The sequence below is a fragment of the Rhodococcus sp. K11/5 genome, assembly GCF_055193735.1.
On sequence record NZ_CM143721.1, the window covers coordinates 1,616,502 to 1,633,815 of the forward strand.

The 17,314-nt window shown below is 67.5% G+C and carries 18 protein-coding genes; 5 read left to right on the forward strand and 13 right to left on the reverse strand.

What is annotated here, in order from left to right; all coding sequences use genetic code 11:
* Positions 1–18: 18 nt before the first annotated feature.
* Complete coding sequence (locus tag ACY466_RS07865) at positions 19–633, reverse strand: sugar O-acetyltransferase (RefSeq protein WP_463251353.1); 615 nt, start codon at positions 631–633, stop codon at positions 19–21.
* 345 nt (positions 634–978) lie between these two features.
* On the opposite strand from ACY466_RS07865, the gene ACY466_RS07870 reads away from it, so the two are divergent.
* A complete protein-coding gene (locus tag ACY466_RS07870) occupies positions 979–1,689 on the forward strand; it encodes a hypothetical protein (protein ID WP_463251355.1) in 711 nt (236 codons plus the stop codon).
* 94 nt (positions 1,690–1,783) lie between these two features.
* A complete protein-coding gene (locus ACY466_RS07875; RefSeq protein WP_463251357.1) occupies positions 1,784–2,977 on the forward strand; it encodes an acyl-CoA dehydrogenase family protein in 1,194 nt (397 codons plus the stop codon).
* A 25-nt stretch (positions 2,978–3,002) separates the two neighbouring features.
* Here ACY466_RS07875 and ACY466_RS07880 read toward each other — a convergent pair whose 3' ends face one another.
* From ACY466_RS07880 to ACY466_RS07900, 5 genes are read right to left on the reverse strand one after another with little or no spacing between them, the layout of a single operon-like run.
* Positions 3,003–3,425 carry a ChaB family protein gene (locus ACY466_RS07880; RefSeq protein WP_463251360.1) on the reverse strand — a complete coding sequence of 141 codons (423 nt, stop codon included), beginning with the start codon at positions 3,423–3,425 and terminating at the stop codon, positions 3,003–3,005.
* Positions 3,426–3,460: 35 nt separating this feature from the next.
* Complete coding sequence (locus ACY466_RS07885) at positions 3,461–5,158, reverse strand: phospholipase D family protein (RefSeq protein WP_463251363.1); 1,698 nt, start codon at positions 5,156–5,158, stop codon at positions 3,461–3,463.
* 57 nt (positions 5,159–5,215) lie between these two features.
* Entirely contained in the window at positions 5,216–5,815 is a 600-nt protein-coding gene (gene idi / locus ACY466_RS07890; RefSeq protein ID WP_463251365.1) for an isopentenyl-diphosphate Delta-isomerase, read from the reverse strand.
* A complete protein-coding gene (locus ACY466_RS07895) occupies positions 5,803–7,113 on the reverse strand; it encodes a cupin domain-containing protein (RefSeq protein WP_463251367.1) in 1,311 nt (436 codons plus the stop codon). Before ACY466_RS07895 ends, idi begins: the two co-directional genes overlap by 13 nt.
* Positions 7,110–7,367, reverse strand: a complete 258-nt coding sequence (locus ACY466_RS07900; protein ID WP_463251369.1) for a BatC protein — start codon at positions 7,365–7,367, stop codon at positions 7,110–7,112. Before ACY466_RS07900 ends, ACY466_RS07895 begins: the two co-directional genes overlap by 4 nt.
* Before the next feature lie 486 nt (positions 7,368–7,853).
* On the opposite strand from ACY466_RS07900, the gene ACY466_RS07905 reads away from it, so the two are divergent.
* Positions 7,854–8,318 carry an NUDIX domain-containing protein gene (locus ACY466_RS07905; RefSeq protein WP_463251371.1) on the forward strand — a complete coding sequence of 155 codons (465 nt, stop codon included), beginning with the start codon at positions 7,854–7,856 and terminating at the stop codon, positions 8,316–8,318.
* Between the two features lie 153 nt (positions 8,319–8,471).
* Positions 8,472–9,449, forward strand: a complete 978-nt coding sequence (locus ACY466_RS07910) for a ferritin-like domain-containing protein (protein WP_463251373.1) — start codon at positions 8,472–8,474, stop codon at positions 9,447–9,449.
* A 67-nt stretch (positions 9,450–9,516) separates the two neighbouring features.
* Here ACY466_RS07910 and nadE read toward each other — a convergent pair whose 3' ends face one another.
* The 4 genes from nadE to ACY466_RS07930 form a co-directional block, all read right to left on the reverse strand.
* Entirely contained in the window at positions 9,517–10,341 is an 825-nt protein-coding gene (gene nadE, locus ACY466_RS07915) for an ammonia-dependent NAD(+) synthetase (RefSeq protein ID WP_463251375.1), read from the reverse strand.
* A gap of 50 nt (positions 10,342–10,391) precedes the next feature.
* The gene (locus tag ACY466_RS07920; protein WP_463252174.1) at positions 10,392–11,735 is read right to left on the reverse strand and encodes a PP2C family protein-serine/threonine phosphatase; all 1,344 of its coding nucleotides are present in this window, start codon (positions 11,733–11,735) and stop codon (positions 10,392–10,394) included.
* Positions 11,736–11,831: 96 nt separating this feature from the next.
* Entirely contained in the window at positions 11,832–12,302 is a 471-nt protein-coding gene (locus tag ACY466_RS07925) for an ATP-binding protein (RefSeq protein ID WP_463251377.1), read from the reverse strand.
* A 95-nt stretch (positions 12,303–12,397) separates the two neighbouring features.
* Positions 12,398–12,772 carry an STAS domain-containing protein gene (locus ACY466_RS07930; RefSeq protein ID WP_463251379.1) on the reverse strand — a complete coding sequence of 125 codons (375 nt, stop codon included), beginning with the start codon at positions 12,770–12,772 and terminating at the stop codon, positions 12,398–12,400.
* 94 nt (positions 12,773–12,866) lie between these two features.
* Between ACY466_RS07930 and ACY466_RS07935 the strand changes: the two genes are divergently transcribed.
* On the forward strand, positions 12,867–13,694 hold the full coding sequence (locus tag ACY466_RS07935; RefSeq protein ID WP_463251381.1) for a PIG-L family deacetylase: 828 nt from the start codon (positions 12,867–12,869) through the stop codon (positions 13,692–13,694).
* A gap of 52 nt (positions 13,695–13,746) precedes the next feature.
* On the opposite strand, the gene ACY466_RS07940 is transcribed toward ACY466_RS07935, so the two are convergent.
* The 3 genes from ACY466_RS07940 to ACY466_RS07950 all read right to left on the reverse strand — a co-directional run bounded on the left by ACY466_RS07940 (position 13,747) and on the right by ACY466_RS07950 (position 17,311).
* The gene (locus ACY466_RS07940) at positions 13,747–15,399 is read right to left on the reverse strand and encodes an SLC13 family permease (RefSeq protein ID WP_463252175.1); all 1,653 of its coding nucleotides are present in this window, start codon (positions 15,397–15,399) and stop codon (positions 13,747–13,749) included.
* A gap of 122 nt (positions 15,400–15,521) precedes the next feature.
* Positions 15,522–16,166, reverse strand: coding sequence for a class I SAM-dependent methyltransferase (locus ACY466_RS07945; protein WP_463252176.1), 645 nt, complete (start codon positions 16,164–16,166; stop codon positions 15,522–15,524).
* 137 nt (positions 16,167–16,303) lie between these two features.
* On the reverse strand, positions 16,304–17,311 hold the full coding sequence (locus ACY466_RS07950; protein WP_463251384.1) for a substrate-binding domain-containing protein: 1,008 nt from the start codon (positions 17,309–17,311) through the stop codon (positions 16,304–16,306).
* Positions 17,312–17,314 lie beyond the last annotated feature (3 nt).

Genomic DNA, 17,314 nt, shown 5'->3' on the forward strand with positions numbered 1-17,314 from the left:
TCGGCCTAACGCCTCGTCTCAGCCGTCGGTGACGGCCTTCACGACCCGTGCCGGGTTACCCACGGCCACGACGCCGGCGGGGATGTCGGAGGTCACCACGGACCCTGCGCCGACGACGCTGTCGTCACCGATGCTGACGCCGGGCAGCACCACGACTCCGCCCCCCAGCCACACGTTGGCCCCGAGGGTGATCGGCTCCGACGATTCGACCTTGTCGCGTCGCGGGCCGGGCTCGACGGGGTGAGTCGGAGTCAGTAATTGGACGTTCGGGCCGATCTGACAGTGGTCTCCGATCACGATGCGGCCGACGTCCAGAGCCATCAGGCCGTAGTTGACGAAGACGTCGTCGCCGATCTCGATGTTGAACCCGTAGTCGACGAACACGGGGGCTCGGACCACGCTGTTCGCTCCCAACCGCCCCATGAGTTCTCCGGCGATCCGTGCTGCCTCGTCCGGTCGGTGCGGGTACGCCTCCGAATGCTCGGCCATGAGCACCACGGCGCGTCGGTGCAGTGCCTGGATCTCGGGATCGTCGCCCCGGTAGGGATCGCCGGCCTTCATGCGCTCGAGTTGCGTCCGGGTGTCGGTGTCCGCGGCGAATTCGGTGTCGGCGGAGTGGGACTTTTCGGCCATATCCAATGGTCCTTTCGCTTGCTTCGCATCGCATAACCGGAAATGCGTTTCGGTAAATATCCCAATTCGTCTTATTTATTGTACTGAGATCTCACCAGGAGGTGGGTTTTCAGGAACGCCGTCTGCCAAAATTGTGCTCGAGCAAACTTACCTTCGAGTACGAAAAGGGTACCGAGTGCAGGTCACTCGGCGGGATAATCGACCATGATCCGGTCCCGATCCGCTTTTCGCCGATAATGGCGGGACAATCTACAGGTGGAGTCGCTCCCCGGCGACTCCTCGGCTCCGCGACACGGTCTCGTGAATCGACGACCCGCATTTCCGTTTCGAGAAAGGTGATCCGACATGTCCACGTCCACTCCCACCCGTTTGTTGCCCCGCGGTCTGTCCACCTTGTCCGATTCGGCGAGCGAGACGCGCCTGGTGATGAGTACACCCGCCATGGACCCGGCGTTGTGGCTCGAATACCTCGGTGGCGCGGAGCGGACGTATGCCCGCCATGGAGTCGAGATCGCCCTCGACGTCGACTCCGTGGCGGACGGCCTCGACACCGCGGTCTTCTACGCGGCGGTCGACGCCGACGGACGTGTCGTCGCCGGCGTCCGTGGCCAGGGGCCGTACCTCGGGTCCGCGCAGTCACACGCACTCGTGGAATGGGAGGGCAACGCCGCGCGCGCCGACGTGGCCGCGATGATCGACAGCCGCATCGCCGACGGCGTGGTCGAGATGAAGTCGGCCTGGGTGGACCCGGCCGCCGAGCGCCCCGCTGCGCTGTCCGCCCTGTTGTCGCGAACCGCGTTGCCCACCATGATGTTCACGGGCGCCCGCTACGTCCTCGCCACGGCGGCGGACCACGTGCTGCGCCGCTGGGAGTCCGGCGGTGGGCGGGTCGCCGAGAACATCGCGCCCGCCGCGTACCCCGACGAGCGCTACCGCACCCGCATGATGTGGTGGGACCGATTCACCATCGCCGACGACGTCGCTCCCGAGGTGTGGTCCGAGATCATGCGCGAGGCGATGATCCTCACCGGTGTGGGGTCCACGATCGCGGCGTGATCGCGCGACCCCATTCGGCGCCCCGGTGATGGGGCATTCGGTACGTTCGAGGAAAGTGACGATACCGCCGACATCCAGCCGTGAGGAAGTACAGATGAGTGCCACCACCGCCCCCCGCCCTACCGGCCCGGTGCGTCCGCTCGATCTCTTCGGGGCCGACACCCTGCTCGAGGACGACGAGCGTGACATCGCCGCCACCGTGCGGAAGTTCGTGGAGACACGGCTCAAGCCCGAGGTCGGGGCCTGGTTCGAATCGGGCAGTCTGCCGCGCGAGTTGGCCAGGGAGTTCGGTTCCCTCGGTCTGATGGGCATGCATCTGGAGGGATACGGATGTGCGGGAACCAATGCCGTCAGTTACGGATTGGCGTGCATGGAACTCGAGGCCGGCGACTCCGGCTTCCGCAGCTTCGTCTCGGTGCAGGGCTCGTTGTCGATGTACTCCATTCACCGCTACGGCTCCGAGGAACAGAAGCAGGAATGGCTGCCGAGGCTGGCGTCCGGTGACGCGATCGGGTGTTTCGGTCTCACCGAGGCGGACTTCGGATCCAATCCGGCCGGGATGCGCACGAGGGCGAAGCAGGACGGCGACGATTGGATCCTGAACGGATCCAAGATGTGGATCACCAACGGCAACCTCGCGGACGTGGCCACGATCTGGGCTCAGACCGACGACGGCGTCCGCGGATTCCTCGTTCCCACCGATACCCCCGGGTTCACCGCCAACGTCATCCACAACAAGCTGTCGTTGAGGGCCTCGATCACGTCGGAACTGGTGCTGGACGGGGTACGACTGCCGGCCTCGGCGCAGCTACCGGGTGCGACGAGCCTCGGCGCGCCGCTGTCGTGTCTCAACGAGGCACGTTTCGGCATCGTCTACGGCGCGCTCGGCGCCGCTCGGGACAGCCTGGAGGTCGCCATCGACTACGCCGGATCCCGCGAGGTGTTCGATCGACCGTTGTCGAGTTTCCAACTGACACAACAGAAGTTGGCCGACATGACCCTGGAGCTGGGCAAGGGATTCCTGCTCGCGGTTCACCTCGGCCGCATCAAGGATGCCGGCTCCATCTCGCCCGATCAGATCAGCTTGGGCAAGCTGAACAACGTCCGCGAGGCCATCGCCATCGCGCGCGAGTGCCGCACCATTCTCGGTGGCAGCGGCATCACACTCGAGTACTCTCCGCTCCGGCACGCCAACAACCTGGAGTCCGTGTTGACCTACGAGGGAACCAGCGAGATGCACATGCTGTCCATCGGCAAGGCTCTCACCGGACACCAGGCCTTCCGCTAGTCGGTCCGGCGGACGCCGCCGGACGTCAGTCGCGGTTCTTCGCGGTTCGGCGTGCGTTCTCCCGGTCGATGGCCTCGACCAGCTCGTCCTTGGTCATGGTGGACCGACCGGAGACGTCGAGGCGACGGGCGATGTCGAGCAGGTGCTCCTTGGTCGCCCGAGCGTCCACGCCACCGGCACTCGCACCACTGGGGTTCGGACCGCCGGATTCGGCGCGCTCGTCCGACGGTCCTGCCTCGTCCTTCGGCTCCCAGTGGTCGCCGACCTTCTCGTGGGTGTGCTTCAACGCGGCGTAGGCGACGCGGTGCGCACGGGACTCGTCCCCGTACTCCTCCTCCGCCGAATCGTGCGCCTTCGCGAAGGTGCGCTGCGCTTTCTCCTCGGACTTCCGCAGGGTGGACGGAAGTTCGTCCTCGATCGGTCGGCCCTGCCCGTCGGTCTTCGCCATGCCCGTCGGATACCCGTAGGGCAGAGTGGAAAACGTCAGAAGCGCCGGGTGAAACGCAGCCGCCACGGTCGGCCGTCGGGGTCGACCACCAGTCGGTAGACCACCGAGGCAAGCCGACGCTTCCACCGGGCCGGGACCTCGATGTGGTGACGGCGAAGCCGGCCCGACGGTCGCTCGCCCACCCGCTGATCCTCGTACCACCGGTCGAGGCGATCGACACTGTTCGCGACGGTGTCGAAACAATGATCCGGGTCGATGATGTCGCTGCAGTCCGCGTCGGCGAGGGGCCCGCGCCCGAGGTGTTCGGCCATCAGCTCGAGCCGGAGATCGCGCGCGAACACCCGAGCGCCGTCGCCCAGGCCGCTCGGATCCGTCGGCTCTCGCGGGTCGCGCTCGGTGTCGACGATGGCGGCGGTGAGTTCCGAATCATGGGTCCACGACCGGCGATTGAAGTTGTCGCTGCCCACGGCCGCCCACACGTCGTCGACGATGCACACCTTGGAGTGCACGTAGATGGGAACGCCCGCCTCGTTCTCGACGTCGAGGATCTGTACGCGGCCGGGTCCGGCCTCCAAGATCAGGTTCAACGCCGCGGCGTGCCCCAGCAGCGCCGGCGGGATGGTGAAGTCACTGTCGTCGTCGAGGAAGCGCGGAACGACGACGATCATGCGCAGATTCGGGGCCCGGCGCAGTGCGCGGGCGAAGACCCGCGCCACGTCCACGGACCACAGATACTGATCCTCGATGTAGATCAGACGCTCGGCCCGACCGATCGCCTTGGCGTACGCGCGCGCGGCGCTGCGCTCGCCGTCGGGAGCGAACGGGTAATTCGGCCGTCGGCGCGGATACGTCCGCAGGAGCTGGACCGAACACGTGCCCGTCTCGGGCGGATCCGGTAGCGGGTTCGGCAGGATCGTCGGTTCGCGCCGAGTGCGATGGATCCAGTCGGACACCACGTGCCACGGAAGACGCGACAGAGCGGCGGGGTCTTCCCACCGTTCACGAAACGTGTCCTCGAGGTCGCGTACGGCAGGACCGTGGATCTCGACCTGCAGATCGTGCCAGGCCGGCGTGTCGCCGTATTCCGGGGGGAAGGCTCGCGAGATGGGGTCGCCGTGGTGCCGGTGATCGTCGCGTCGGGACCGGGCGAGATCGATCCCGCCGACGAACGCGACGTTGCCGTCGGGTCGGCTCGAGCGAAACACCGCCAGCTTCTGATGATGGGACCCGAAGGCGAGCACTCGCTGGTCGAGGACCACCTCGCCTCCGACTTCCTCGAGCGCCAGCGCCAGTTCGCGATTCTTCGACCCCGTGTATCCGAGAGAATCCACATGGGAACGCCAGAGCAGCCCACGAACGGTGGCTCCACGTTTCGCGGTGTCCACCAGCGCGTGCTCGACCGTCGGGCCACCCTCGACCAGAAGCTGCTCCGAGTCTCCGCGCCAGTCGGTGAAGAGCACGAGATCGTCCGGACCGGCGCGATCGAGGTAATCGTTCAGCACCCGGAAGTAGACGGCTCCGTGGACCAACGGTCGGCAATCGTTGCCGTCGGTCCACGCTCGGATACGAGTGGCGTCGTTCGCGCGTTCGTCCTCCGTGAGAAACCACGGGTGGGTCCGATCGAACTCGAAATCGTAGAGCGTGGGGCGACCCGATGCGACGATGATGCGGTCCAGGAGGCGTAGCGCGAGATTGCCGTGGCCCGGGATCGAGACGGTGTTACGTTCGTTCACCGGTAAATAATGGCATTTCGGATCCGCGCCCACGTCGGCACGGACCATTCCCGTCCGTCACGGGATCCAACGGCCGTCGGCTTCGCGGGCGGCGGGGGGCAGGGCGTCGACGGAACTCGGCTGCCAGCGCCGCGGATCCGGCCCCAGTTCGTGGAGACCGCGCACCTGGTCCTGGCACCACGGCGAGATGTCGCTGGTGCCCGCCAGCACACTGCTCGCGAAGTCGGCCCAGGGTTCCCACCGATAGGACGCGACCTCGTCCGGGTTGGGATCGATGTCGCGGCCGTCGTGGCGAACCAGGAAGACCGGGCAGATCTCGTTCTCGACGACGCCGTTGTCCATCACCGCGCGGTAGCGAAACGTGGGGAGGACGGGTTCCGCGGACGACGCGGTGATTCCCAGCTCGTGTTCGAGGCGGCGCAACACCGCACGATCCAGCGGCTCGCCGGGCGCGGGATGTCCGCAACAGGTATTGGTCCAGACACCGGGCCACGTCGTTTTCTCGTGAGCTCGCTGCGTGATCAGGACCCGTCCGTCCGGATCGACGAGATAGCTGGAGAAAGCCAGGTGCAGGGGAGTGTCACGGTGATGGACGGTGGCCTTGTCGTGGACTCCCGTGGCGCGTCCGTCCTCGTCGAGCAGAACTACTTTCTCCACGGTGTCGCACCCTCCTCGGTCGCGGTATCGCCCCCCGGCGCGGGAACGGCGGTGACGATGCCTTCCCTCAGCAATCGACGCACCACGACCACCGCGTCGTCGGCGTCGAGAGCGGGGAGATCGGCGAGTGTGCACGGCTTGCCCGCGTGCAGAGCGAACACGGCCTCCGCGCACGAGGCCGGCAGCGACACGGTCTTGGTGCGCATCGTAACGTGAACTCGTTCGGGATCCACGGTCACGCGGGCGTGGAGTCCGCGCCGCCAGGTCACCGTCGACGACGGCGTCAGCGCGGACATGGTGGCCACGGTGCGCAACGGACGAACCGGTTCGGGGCGAGTCATGGCGTCGAACCGCCGACGCACACCGTCGGTCACACTCGGAACGAGGGCCTCGGCCGCCGAGGTCGAGGTGAGTGCCGCCGACAGGTCCTCGAGCAACGCTCGCACGTGCGGCGCCACGGCGTCGGCGTCGGTGAGGTCGAGACCGGCGGGGAGCGGAGCGCGAAACGTCTCGCCGTCGCCGAGCGCATCGAGAACCAACCGGACCAGGTCGTGGCGGGTGGCGGCGGAGACGCCCACGGTCAGGTGCACCGAGGTGTCGCCGAGCGCCTCGGCCGAATGGATCCATCCGCGGGGGACGTACAGCGAATCGCCCTCGCGCAGAACGGTGTCGATGGTCGCGGGGGTCTGCGCCATCGCGGTGACCGCGTCACGCCGGTCCGACCACGGCTGATCGGGCAGGGGGTGCGGATGTACCGGTGGATGCAGTATCCATCGCTTCTCGCCGGAGATCTGCAGCACGAAGACGTCGTGGACGTCGTAGTGCGGATCGAATCCGCGCGAGGACGCGGGAGTGATGTACGAGTTGACCTGAACGGGATGGCCGAGGTCGCGGACGAGCTCGGTGGTGAAATCGATGATCGGCGGCCACAGCCGGTGCAGGCCCTGCAGCACGAGAGTGTGACCGTCGGCGAACGCGGCGAGCACGCCGGCCGAGTCCAGTTGGTCGGTGACCTCGGCGCCGAAACCGCCGGACGCGGTGAAAGACGATCGATCGGTCAGCGATCCGTTCTTGGCCATGCGGGCGAACGGTGTGCGCACGCCTCGCTCGGACACCAGTTCGTCGACGGCATCGGTAGTCAGCAGATCGGTGAACGGAGCGGGGAGATCCGCGGCACGGGTGAGAAGGGGAGCCGCTCCCCAGTGGGTGTCGGCGAACGTGCGTTCGTCGACGGATACGAGACGAGCGAGCGCGGACCGGGTGACCGGTCCGCGCTCGCCCGAGGCCGGTCGGCTCAAGCCGTGCCGTCCGCACCGCCGTCGTGGCCGTCCGGGTTGGAGCCGCCGTCGGCAGGCCCCTCGCCCTTGGCTGCGGAACCGTCAGCGCCGCCGTCGTGGCCACCGGGGTTCGATCCGCCGTCGGCCGGGCCCTCGGTGGGCGATGCTGCGCCGTCGGCGCCGCCGTCGTGCCCCTGCGGGTTCGATCCGCCGTCGGCGGGACCTTCGCCGCCTGTGGCTCCGGATGTCGTGATGTCGTCGTCGTTGATAGCCATCGTGTGCCCTCTCGGTAGTAGTGCTCGGCCGTGCCGCGAACCCGTTGCCGGGACCGGTACGACCCTCACGATTATAGGTACACGTTTTCGCGGTCACTCAAACCCGGAACGGACCCTGCACGACGAGAAGACCCCGGCACCGCGTGGGTGCCGGGGTCGACGGACAAAGTGTTGCGACGAACGGTGTTCTCCGGTGGAAGGTGCTTGCGGATCCACGCCGAATGGCAAGGAGGCGTTGATCATTGCGCGCACTTACCTCTACCGGGAGCGGCCCGTCGCGGTGGAAGGAACACGATGTGCTGTCGAATTCGAGTTGATGTGCACCACCTGCCTCGTATGAAGACATTCGATCCGTTCGCTTGCACTCATCACGATAATCACCCCGGTATCGGTTGTCCACAGAAAAGACACCGCCATTTCACCGACCGTCCACTCACTACAGAGACGCAGGCGTACTCGCGCCGGAAGGGCAGTCATGATGTCGCGATGAAGACCAGCGCGGGAATCCTGTTGTACCGACGCGTCGCGGGGGCCGTCTCGGTTCTGCTCGCGCATCCGGGCGGGCCGTTCTGGGCGCGCCGCGACGACGGGGCGTGGTCCGTGCCGAAGGGCGAGTTCGATCCCGCCGCCGAGGATCCGATGTCCGCCGCCGCTCGCGAATTCCGCGAAGAGATCGGTGCCGACGTTCCGGAGGGGCCGTGGACGGACCTGGGCATCGTGCAGCAATCGCGAGCGAAGTCGGTCCACGTCTTCGCGGTCGCGGCGGACTTCGATCCGGTGGTGACGACCGAACTGCGGGTCGAGATGGTGTGGCCGCCCCGCTCGGGGCGCACGGTGTCCTTCCCCGAGGTCGATCGCATCGAGTGGTTCGCGCTGGATCGGGCGCGGATCAAGATTCTCGCGGGGCAGCGTCCCGCACTGGACGCACTCGGCGCGGTCCTCGGTCCGTAGTGCTTCCTCGGTCCGTAGTGCTTCGGCGTGCAGTGACATGTGTTGAACGCATCACGTCGGTGTTATGTCTCCTTACCGTCGGGTAACCATAAGTAGTAGCGCTCGGTACCACAGCCGAGTGTTCGAACGCCCACGGATAAGGAGCGAACGACCATGGCAACCGATATCGCACGCAACGCCACCCGAGGCGCACTGGCCGCCCAGCTTCGCGCCCTGCTCGCGCTGACCAACACCGAGATCCAGGTCGCCGAGACCCGCACGGTTCAGGCCCGCACCGAAGCGGTACGCACCGAGCTGTCCGAGAACGCAGCCAACGGTCGGGAGCGCGCCCGCGCCATCCAGTCCGCGATTCGCGAACTGGGCAGCTTCCCCGACATCGTCGCGCCCGCCGTCGGCCGCGTGACCGCACTGGTCAAGACCATCGCCGAGCAGGCGCAGCCGCTGGACGAGGCGCTGCTCGGTGACCTCGTGCTCGAGCACCAGCTGCTCGACCGCTCGCGGTACACGAAGGCGCTGGCGACCGTGGCCAAGGACGATTCCGTCGTGGCCCTCGCCGACCGGCTGATCGAAGCCCACACCGCCACCGTCGAGTGGCTCACCATCGTCCTCGCGGAGGATGCCCTCGGCGGCCCGACCGCATTGCGCCGGACTCCGCTGCAGGCCGCAACCGGTGCAGCGGTGCGCTTGATCAACACCCCGGCCACCATCACGGCCCGCGGCGTGGACCGCGCCATCGGTACCGCGAAGGAAGTTCCGTCGAAGGTGAACGACCTCATCGGTCGCGGGGCGCGCGCCGGCGACGTCGCCGTGGACACACTGGCCGCGAGCCGTGACGCCGCCCTGGAGACCGCCGAGGAGGTCACCCGTGACCGCGGCGCGACCACCGTCGCCGAGGCCATCCACCGCACGCGTGCCGCGAGCGGAACGCTCGAGGAGAGCGAACTGCCCGTGGCCGAGTACGACTCGTTGAACGTGACCAACGCCGTCGCCGCGATCAAGGAGCTCGGCGATCCGGCCGACTTGCGCGCCGTGATGGCCTACGAGGAGCGGAACAAGAACCGCCACAGCGTGGTCTCCGCCGTGCAGACCCGCCTCGCGGACGTCGCGAAGGACGTGGTCGGCCTCGGCTGATCACCCCCGACTCACGACTGCGCCCCCGAGAGCTCTCGCTCTCGGGGGCGCGTTCGTGTCCACGGGCTCAGCGCCACCACTTCTCGTCCGGAGTGACCGGCGTCGTCCGCTTGTGCCGGGTACGCAGGAACCAGCGTTCGATGGTGTTCGCCGCGTCGTCGGACACCTCCGCGCCCTCGAGGTAGGAATCGATCTCGGCGTAGGTGACACCGAGAGCTTCCTCGTCCGGCAGCGCCGGACGGTCGTCCTCGAGGTCGGCGGTGGGCACCTTGTTCCACGTGCTGTCCGGCGAGCCCAGTTCGCGCAGCAGAGCCGCTCCCTGCCGCTTCGTCAGACCGGTCAACGGAGTGAGATCGACTCCGCCGTCGCCGTACTTGGTGAAGAACCCCGTGACCGCTTCCGCCGCGTGGTCGGTGCCCACCACCAGCAGGTTCGACTCGCCGGCGATCGCGTACTGTGCCGCCATCCGCTGGCGGGCCTTGAGGTTTCCACGCACGAAGTCGCTCAACCGCTCCGTGTCGAGCGCAGCCGCAACCGTGGCGGCGGCGGCGTCCGTGGCCGGCTTGATGTCGACCGTGACGGTCCGATCCGGCGCGATGAAATCGAGTGCGATGGCCGCGTCGGCCTCGTCGGCCTGCGTTCCGTAGGGCAGACGCACGGCGACGAACAAGGCGTCGTGCCCGGACTCGCGCGCCCGTTCCGCGGCGAGTTGGCAGAGCCGACCGGTCAGCGTGCTGTCCTGGCCACCGCTGATCCCGAGCACGAACCCGGCCGTGCCGGTGGCGGCGAGGTAATCGACGAGGAAGGACACGCGAGAGTCGACCTCGGAGCGAGGGTCGATGGTGGGCTCGACCCGGAGTTCTTCTCGGATGGAATCGCGAAGAGTGGACATGTCTCCAAGCTAGCGCTTTTCGGGCCGAGTGACAGCGCGAGCGACGCCGGTCAGGCGCCGAACGCGAGAAGCGCGATGTCGTCGATCGGCGCCAGCGTCGGGATGAGGTCGGCGAGATCGTCGACCAGGTCGGTGGCCGACATCCCGATCCGACGGTGGGCGAAGTCCGCGAGCCCGTCCTCGCCGAACATCGTCCGGCCGTCGGGTCGGGCCTCGGTGATGCCGTCGGTGTACAGCAGCAGGGTCTGACCGCGGGTCAGGCGGAAACTGCACGCCCCGAACACGGCGTCGTCGAGCGCTCCGACGAACATGCCGACATCCGACCGGATCTCGTGCACGAGTCCGGCCGACGGATCCGACAACAGCGCCGGCGGGTGTCCGCCCGTCGCCAGCGTCACCCGGAAGCCACCATCGGGGTCGGGCGTGAGAATGCCGAACAGGACGGTGCAGAACCGTTTCTGATCCGCGTCCATCATGAGGACGCGGTTCAATTCGGCCAGCCCGTCCACCGGGTTGTCGTGGTGCAGTGCGGCCGACCGAAGGGTGTATCGCACCAGCGAGGTCACCGCCGCCGCTCCGACTCCGTGGCCCTGTACGTCGCCGAGGAAGAACGCCCACCGATCCTTGCCGACGGCGAACAGGTCGTAGAAATCCCCGCCGACCTGCAACGACGATGCCGCGTGATAGTGGGTGGCCAGACTCAGGCCCTCGATGTGCGGAAGCGAGGGCGGCAGCAGAGTGCGCTGCAACACTGCCGCGTACTCACCGATGACGGCTGCATCCTGTTCCGCCCTGGCCCGCAGTGCACGCTCGGTGCGCACCGTCGTCATCGCGGACATGCGCAATTCCAGCTCGTCCATCGCCACGGCCGCCAACTCGGTCAGCACGGTCGCGTCGCTCGGGTCGAAGTCACGTGGCGCCGTGTCGAAGACGTTGACGGTGCCGAGGTGATGTCCGTCCGAGGTCACGATGGGTGCGGCGGCGTAGAAGCGGATCCCGATCTCGCCCGTGACCAGCGAGTTGTGCATCGCTCCCGGGTCGGTGGACGCGTCGGTCACCACGTACGGTCCGTCCGCGGCGATGGCGGAGACACACAATCCGCCCTCCCGGTCGATCCTGGTGGGCGCATCGAAGCCGTGACCGGCCCGGAACCAGATGTGATCGGAATCGACGATGGTGACCGAGGCGAAGGGCGTGCGGAGCCACCGCGCGGCCATCCGGGCGAGGCGATCGAACGAGCTGTCGACGGGTTGGCGAAGGACGTCGTATCGAGCGAGGGCCGCGACTCGCGCCACCTCGGCAAGTGCATCGTCGGTGCCCACGGTCGGGTCGACCGGCTTCACGTCGCACCCGTTCAGGGTCGACGCGCGGGGAACGGACGACGGTCCGGCCATGGTCACAGAGCCTCCGGGAAAGATCGAGAAAGGTGCACGTGCGATCTCCCCGGGGCTGGAGGAGTCCGACTCGGAAGTCGGAAATCTTGTATCAGTCTACGAGATGGAGCGCGTCGCGTGCAGGCCACCCGACGAGTTCATCTTCCAGATCATGGTGACCTCGGTTCCGTCCGCGCCGCACGAGAGCGTCAGGTCGTCCGCGAGCGTTTCGATCAGGGGCAGGCCGCGACCTCGCATCGGTCCGGGTTCGGCATCGGACCAACTGCCGTGGTCGGCGACGGTGACCTGGAGGCTTCCGGCCGACGGCTCGACGCGGGCGTGGACGTCGAACACCTCGTGGTCGGTGGGCGCGGTGTCGGTGTACGCGTGCTCGACGACGTTGGCCATCGCCTCGTACACGGCGAGGACGATGTCGTAGGCACGTGTGGCGTCGAAAGCGGTCCGCGCGGAGACCCACGACCCGAAGCTCTTGCGCACGTCGGTGATGCGATGTGCGTCGGCAGGCACGTCGTCCATGCTGAAGTGGGACGACTCCTGGCGCACTTGCTCGGGGCCGTCGTCAGTCACATCGAAGCGGGTACCCAGTCGACCACGTCTCTGCACACTCGACCCCCGTCGAATTCGTTTCGGATGAGGATTCGTTCGGTTGCGGGCCCCTCCGGTCAGGAACCGACGGATCCGCCGACCGCGGAGAGTGCGTCGTCACGAGTCGGGTGGATGGCGAACGCCTCGTCGAGTCCGACGAGTTGCAGCGGACGTGCGGTCGCCGCTCCGTGAGCGACCACCGAGAACGGCCGTTCGCCCACGGACTGGTGCGACGTGACCAGCACCGTCATTCCGGCGGACGCGAGGAAGTCCACGCCGGTGAGGTCGATGATCAGCGACGCCAACTCGGACCCGATGACGGCGTCGACGGCGTCCTGCAGCACCGCCACCGTGGACAGGTCGAGGTCACCCGCGACCGTGAGAACCGCTGTGCCGTCGAACCATTCCGTATCCACGCGAAATTCGTCCGTGGTGCCGTTGTCTGTCGACATCTCCGCGCGCCCACCTTTCTTCGTCAGGGCTCGGGTGCAATTCAACCAGGCCGCCCGGTCACCGTCGTCGGCGCCGCCGTGGGACCATCTGCCGATGAGTGTTCTGGTGTGCTTTCACGCCCATCCCGACGACGAGGTCTTCGGAACCGGCGGTGTCATGCGCGGTGCCGCGGACGCGGGTCATCGGGTGATCCTGGTGACCGCCACCGACGGAGCCCTCGGTGAGGTTCCGGACGGGTTGTTGGCCGACGGCGAGAACCTGACCGAGCGTCGACGCGTCGAGCTCGTCCGCTCGGCCGAGGCCCTCGGAATTTCCCGCGTGGTGATGCTGGGGTACGCCGACTCCGGCATGGCGGGAACCGAGGGGAACGCGCATCCGGACGCCTTCGCCAACGTCGACGTCGAGTCGGCGGCGACGCGTCTTGCCGACATTCTCCGCGAGGAGGGCGCCGACGTGCTCACCGTGTACGACCCCAACGGTGGTTACGGACATCCGGACCACATCCAGGTTCATCACGTCGGTGTACGCGCGGGGGCACTGGCGCAGGTTCCGTACGTGTACGAGGCGACGATGAACCGCGACCACATGCTCTCGCTCATGGCCGCGAATCCCTCGTGGGCCGACCCCGGGGACGCGTCGTCGAACGCCGACGAGCCCCGGACGGGACCGCCGCCCGAGATGGATCTCGAGAAGTTCGGGCGCCCGGAGAGCGAGTTGACGACGGCGGTGGACGTCACCGCCGTGCTGGGAGCCAAGCGTGCTGCCATGCGCGCGCACGAATCCCAGATCAACGACTTCGGGCCCTTCATGGACCTTCCCGACGACGGTCTCGCCGCCGCATTCGGTACGGAATGGTTCCGTCGCCTCGTCCCCGCGTACCCGGAGCCGTTCACCGAGCGAGAGACTCGTTTCCCGCTCTAGTCGGTCACTCCGCAGTCGCATCAGAACCCAGTCGGATCGGAACGCAGTCGGATCAGAACGCGATACCCAGGGACCACGCGAACACGGTGTAGGCGGCCAGGGTGATGAGAGCGATCGCGATCAGGTTCAACCACACACCGCCCCTCATCATCTGACCGATGGTGATGTACCCGCTCGCGTACGAAACCGCGTTGGGCGGTGTCGCGACCGGCAGCATGAAGGCGCAGGTCGCGGCCAGTGCGACCGGGACGGTCAGGATCAGGATGTCGATGTCCATGCCGATCGCCACGCCGCCCGCCACGGGCAGGAACGTCGCCGCGGTGGCCGTGTTGCTGGTGATCTCGGTCAGGAAGATGATCGCCGCCGTCGCCACGACCACCAACAGGACGACCGGGATCGTGTCCAGCCCACCGGCGACGCTGCCGATCCATTCGGTCAGACCACTGGACTCGAACTGAGACGACAGGGCGAGTCCGCCGCCGAAGAGCAACAGCACGCCCCAGGGAAGCTTGACCGCGGTCTCCCAGTCGATCAGGCGCACCCCCTTGCGGCTCCCGCTCGGCAGCAGGAACAGCAGCAGCGCCGCGGCCATCGCGATACCGGTGTCGGAGATGGGGGGATCCTCGAACAGGAGAGGAACCCCGACCCACGACGCGGCGGCGAGGCAGAAGATGATCGCGACGCGGATCTCGCCCTGCGACATCGTTCCGAGGGAGTTCAATTCGCCGCGAATGAGTTGTCTGCCGCCGGGGATGTCGTCGATCTCGGGCTTGAACAGAACGTGGGTCAGCAGGAACCACGTGATGACCAGCAGGACGACGGCGAGCGGGACACCCGCGATCATCCACTGGAGGAATCCGATGGTGATTCCCTGGCCTTCGAGGTATCCCACCAGCAGTGTGTTGGGTGGGGTGCCGATAATCGTGCCCAGCGAACCGATCGACGCGGCGTACGCGATGCCCAGCATGAGGGCGGTACCGAAGTTGCTCTTGATCACGGCCTCGGTGATGGTCGCGTCGTCGGGTACGTCGTCGTTCGCGTCGGCCTTCTCGGTGCGGGCCTCGGCGTTGCCGACCGTCTCGGTCGAATCGGCATTCGGGACCGCGCCGGCCTTCTTGCCGATGTCGAGAACCAGCACCAGAACCGAGACGCCGATGGGAATCATCATCACGGCGGTGGCGGTGTTGGACACCCACATGGAGAGGAAGCCGGTCGCGATCATGAAGCCCGCGATGACCATCGGTGGTCGCGTGCCCATCGCGTTGACGGTGAGGAGGGCTATCCGTCGGTGCAGATTCCACCGTTGCATGGCCAGGGCGAGGAGGAAGCCGCCCATGAACAGGAAGATGATGTTGTTACCGTAGGAGGCGCCCACGTCGTTGACGACGACGTCCGCGTCGAGAACGGGGAAGATGATCAGCGGCAACAGTGCGGTCGCGGGAATCGGAATCGCCTCGGTCATCCACCAGATGCCCATGAGCACCGCGGTCGCCGCAGTCAGTCGAGCTGCGGGCTCCACGTCGTTCGGCATGATCGCGTAGACGAGAAGCGCCAGTGCCACACCGGCGCCGAGACCCACCCATTGACGGGTTCGACGGCCCGGCTTCACCTCGTCGGCGCGTTCACCGGCCGATCGCTGGTCGATCTCGTCGTTCTCGCGGGGGTCGGCTGTCCGGCCCCCCTGATCCTCGGGGCCAAGCTGCACCACGGTCGGTCCTCCTCGTGCTCGGCGTCGGGTCAGCGTAGCGCCTCGTATTGCCGAAAAGTCCCGTTTGCCGGACGACGGTGAGTCGGACGGGGGTGGCGTCGGGCCGTGACGCGCCGTGGTCAGCCGACGAGTCGGCCCGGCTGGCCGGAGCTTCGCGTCAACACCCGTAGAGATCCGACGCGGCGGACCTCCTCGAATTCGCCGGTGGCCAACGCGCGCAGGTAGATCCGATACGGAGCCTGACCCCCGTCCGCGGGATCGGCGAACACGTCGTGGATGAGCAGCGCCCCGCCGAGCGCCACCCATTTGGCCCACCCCTCGAAGTCGGCCGCGGCGGCCTCGTCGGTGTGCCCGCCGTCCACGAAGAGCACGGCGACGGGATGGTGCCAGAGTGCGGCCACGTCGACCGATCGCCCCACCACGGCGACGACGATGTCCTCGAGACCGGCATCGGCGATGGTGCGGCGAAAGCGGCCCAAGGTGTCCAGGGACCCGGATGCGGGGTCGACGAGGGAGGTGTCGTGGTACTCCCATCCCGGTTGGTGTTCCTCGGATCCGCGGTGGTGATCGACGGTGACTACGCGGCCGCCGGTGGCCCGAGCCGCGGCCCCGAGAAAGACGGTGGACTTCCCGCAGTAGCTGCCGATCTCGACCGCGACGCCCGCGCCGAGGAACTCCGACGTCGCCTCGAAGAGCCCGAGACCCTCGTCGGTCGGCATGAAACCCGTTGCCGCCTCGGCGATGTCGAGGAGAGCGGGATCCATGATGGGCGGGGAGTCGGAAGTCACCGTGTGAGCGTACCGACCCGAGGCGGCCGGGAACCGGCGACGCGGCGCGCGCCCCGACCGTCGGATCCGGTCGGGGCGCGCGTCGGGTGGTGCAGGTCGGCGGGTGACGCAGGTCAGCGTGTGCCGGCCTCCGCGTACTGGGCGATCGAGTCGATGTTGGTCGAGTCGATGAAGGCAGGACCGGTGAGAACCGGGTTGCCGCCGCCGATGGTGTTGCCGTTGTTCAGGTAGAGCCAGAGGGAGTCGATGGCGAGATAGCCCTGCAGATAGGGCTGCTGGTCGACGGCCCACGCGACGTCGCCGCTCTCGATGGCACCGACGAGTGCGGCGTTGGTGTCGAACGTGACCACCGTGGCGTCGGAGTTCGCGTTGTTCTTCGACTGCACTGCGGTCAGCGCGATGGGGGCACCGAGCGCGACGATGTGGTCGATGGTGGGGTCCTGCTGCAGTTTGGCCGTGATGGTGGCCTCGACGGACGGCATGTCCCGGCTGTTGACGTTGAGGATCTCGGTGGTTCCACCCGTGAAGCCCTGAGTCACTCCGGCACAGCGTGATTCGAGTGCGACCTGGCCCTGTTCCTGGATGATGCAGAGGGTCTTCTGCGCGCCCTCCTCGGTCAGTCGCGCTCCCACGGCGTTGCCGGCGATGACCTCGTCCTGGCCGAAGTACTGCTGGACCCCCTGCTCCTGCCAGGTGTCGTAGCCGGAGTTAAAAGCGACGACGGGGATGCCGGCCGCTTCCGCCGCCTCGACGGCCGGCGCCATGGCGTCGGGCTTGGCGAGGGTGACCGCGATTCCGTCGACGCCGGAATCGATGGCGCTCTGCACCAGGTTCGCCTGGTTCGGTGCCTCGGGGTCGGCGGAGTAGCGCAGCTCGATGTTGCTCTTCGCGGCGGCCGCCTCGGCGCCCTTGCGGATCAGGTCCCAGAACGAGTCGCCCGGAACCTCGTGCGTGATCATGGCGACGACCGCGCGCGGGGTGTCGGCCGTGCCGGCGTTCGCGCCGTCGTCGCCGGAGGACTGCGGCGCCCCGCCGGAACTGGAGCACCCGGCCGCGAGTGCGAGGCCGAGCGCCATGGCGGCGGCCGCGGCCGAACGTCGGCGGGGGATGTGTCGATTCATGTG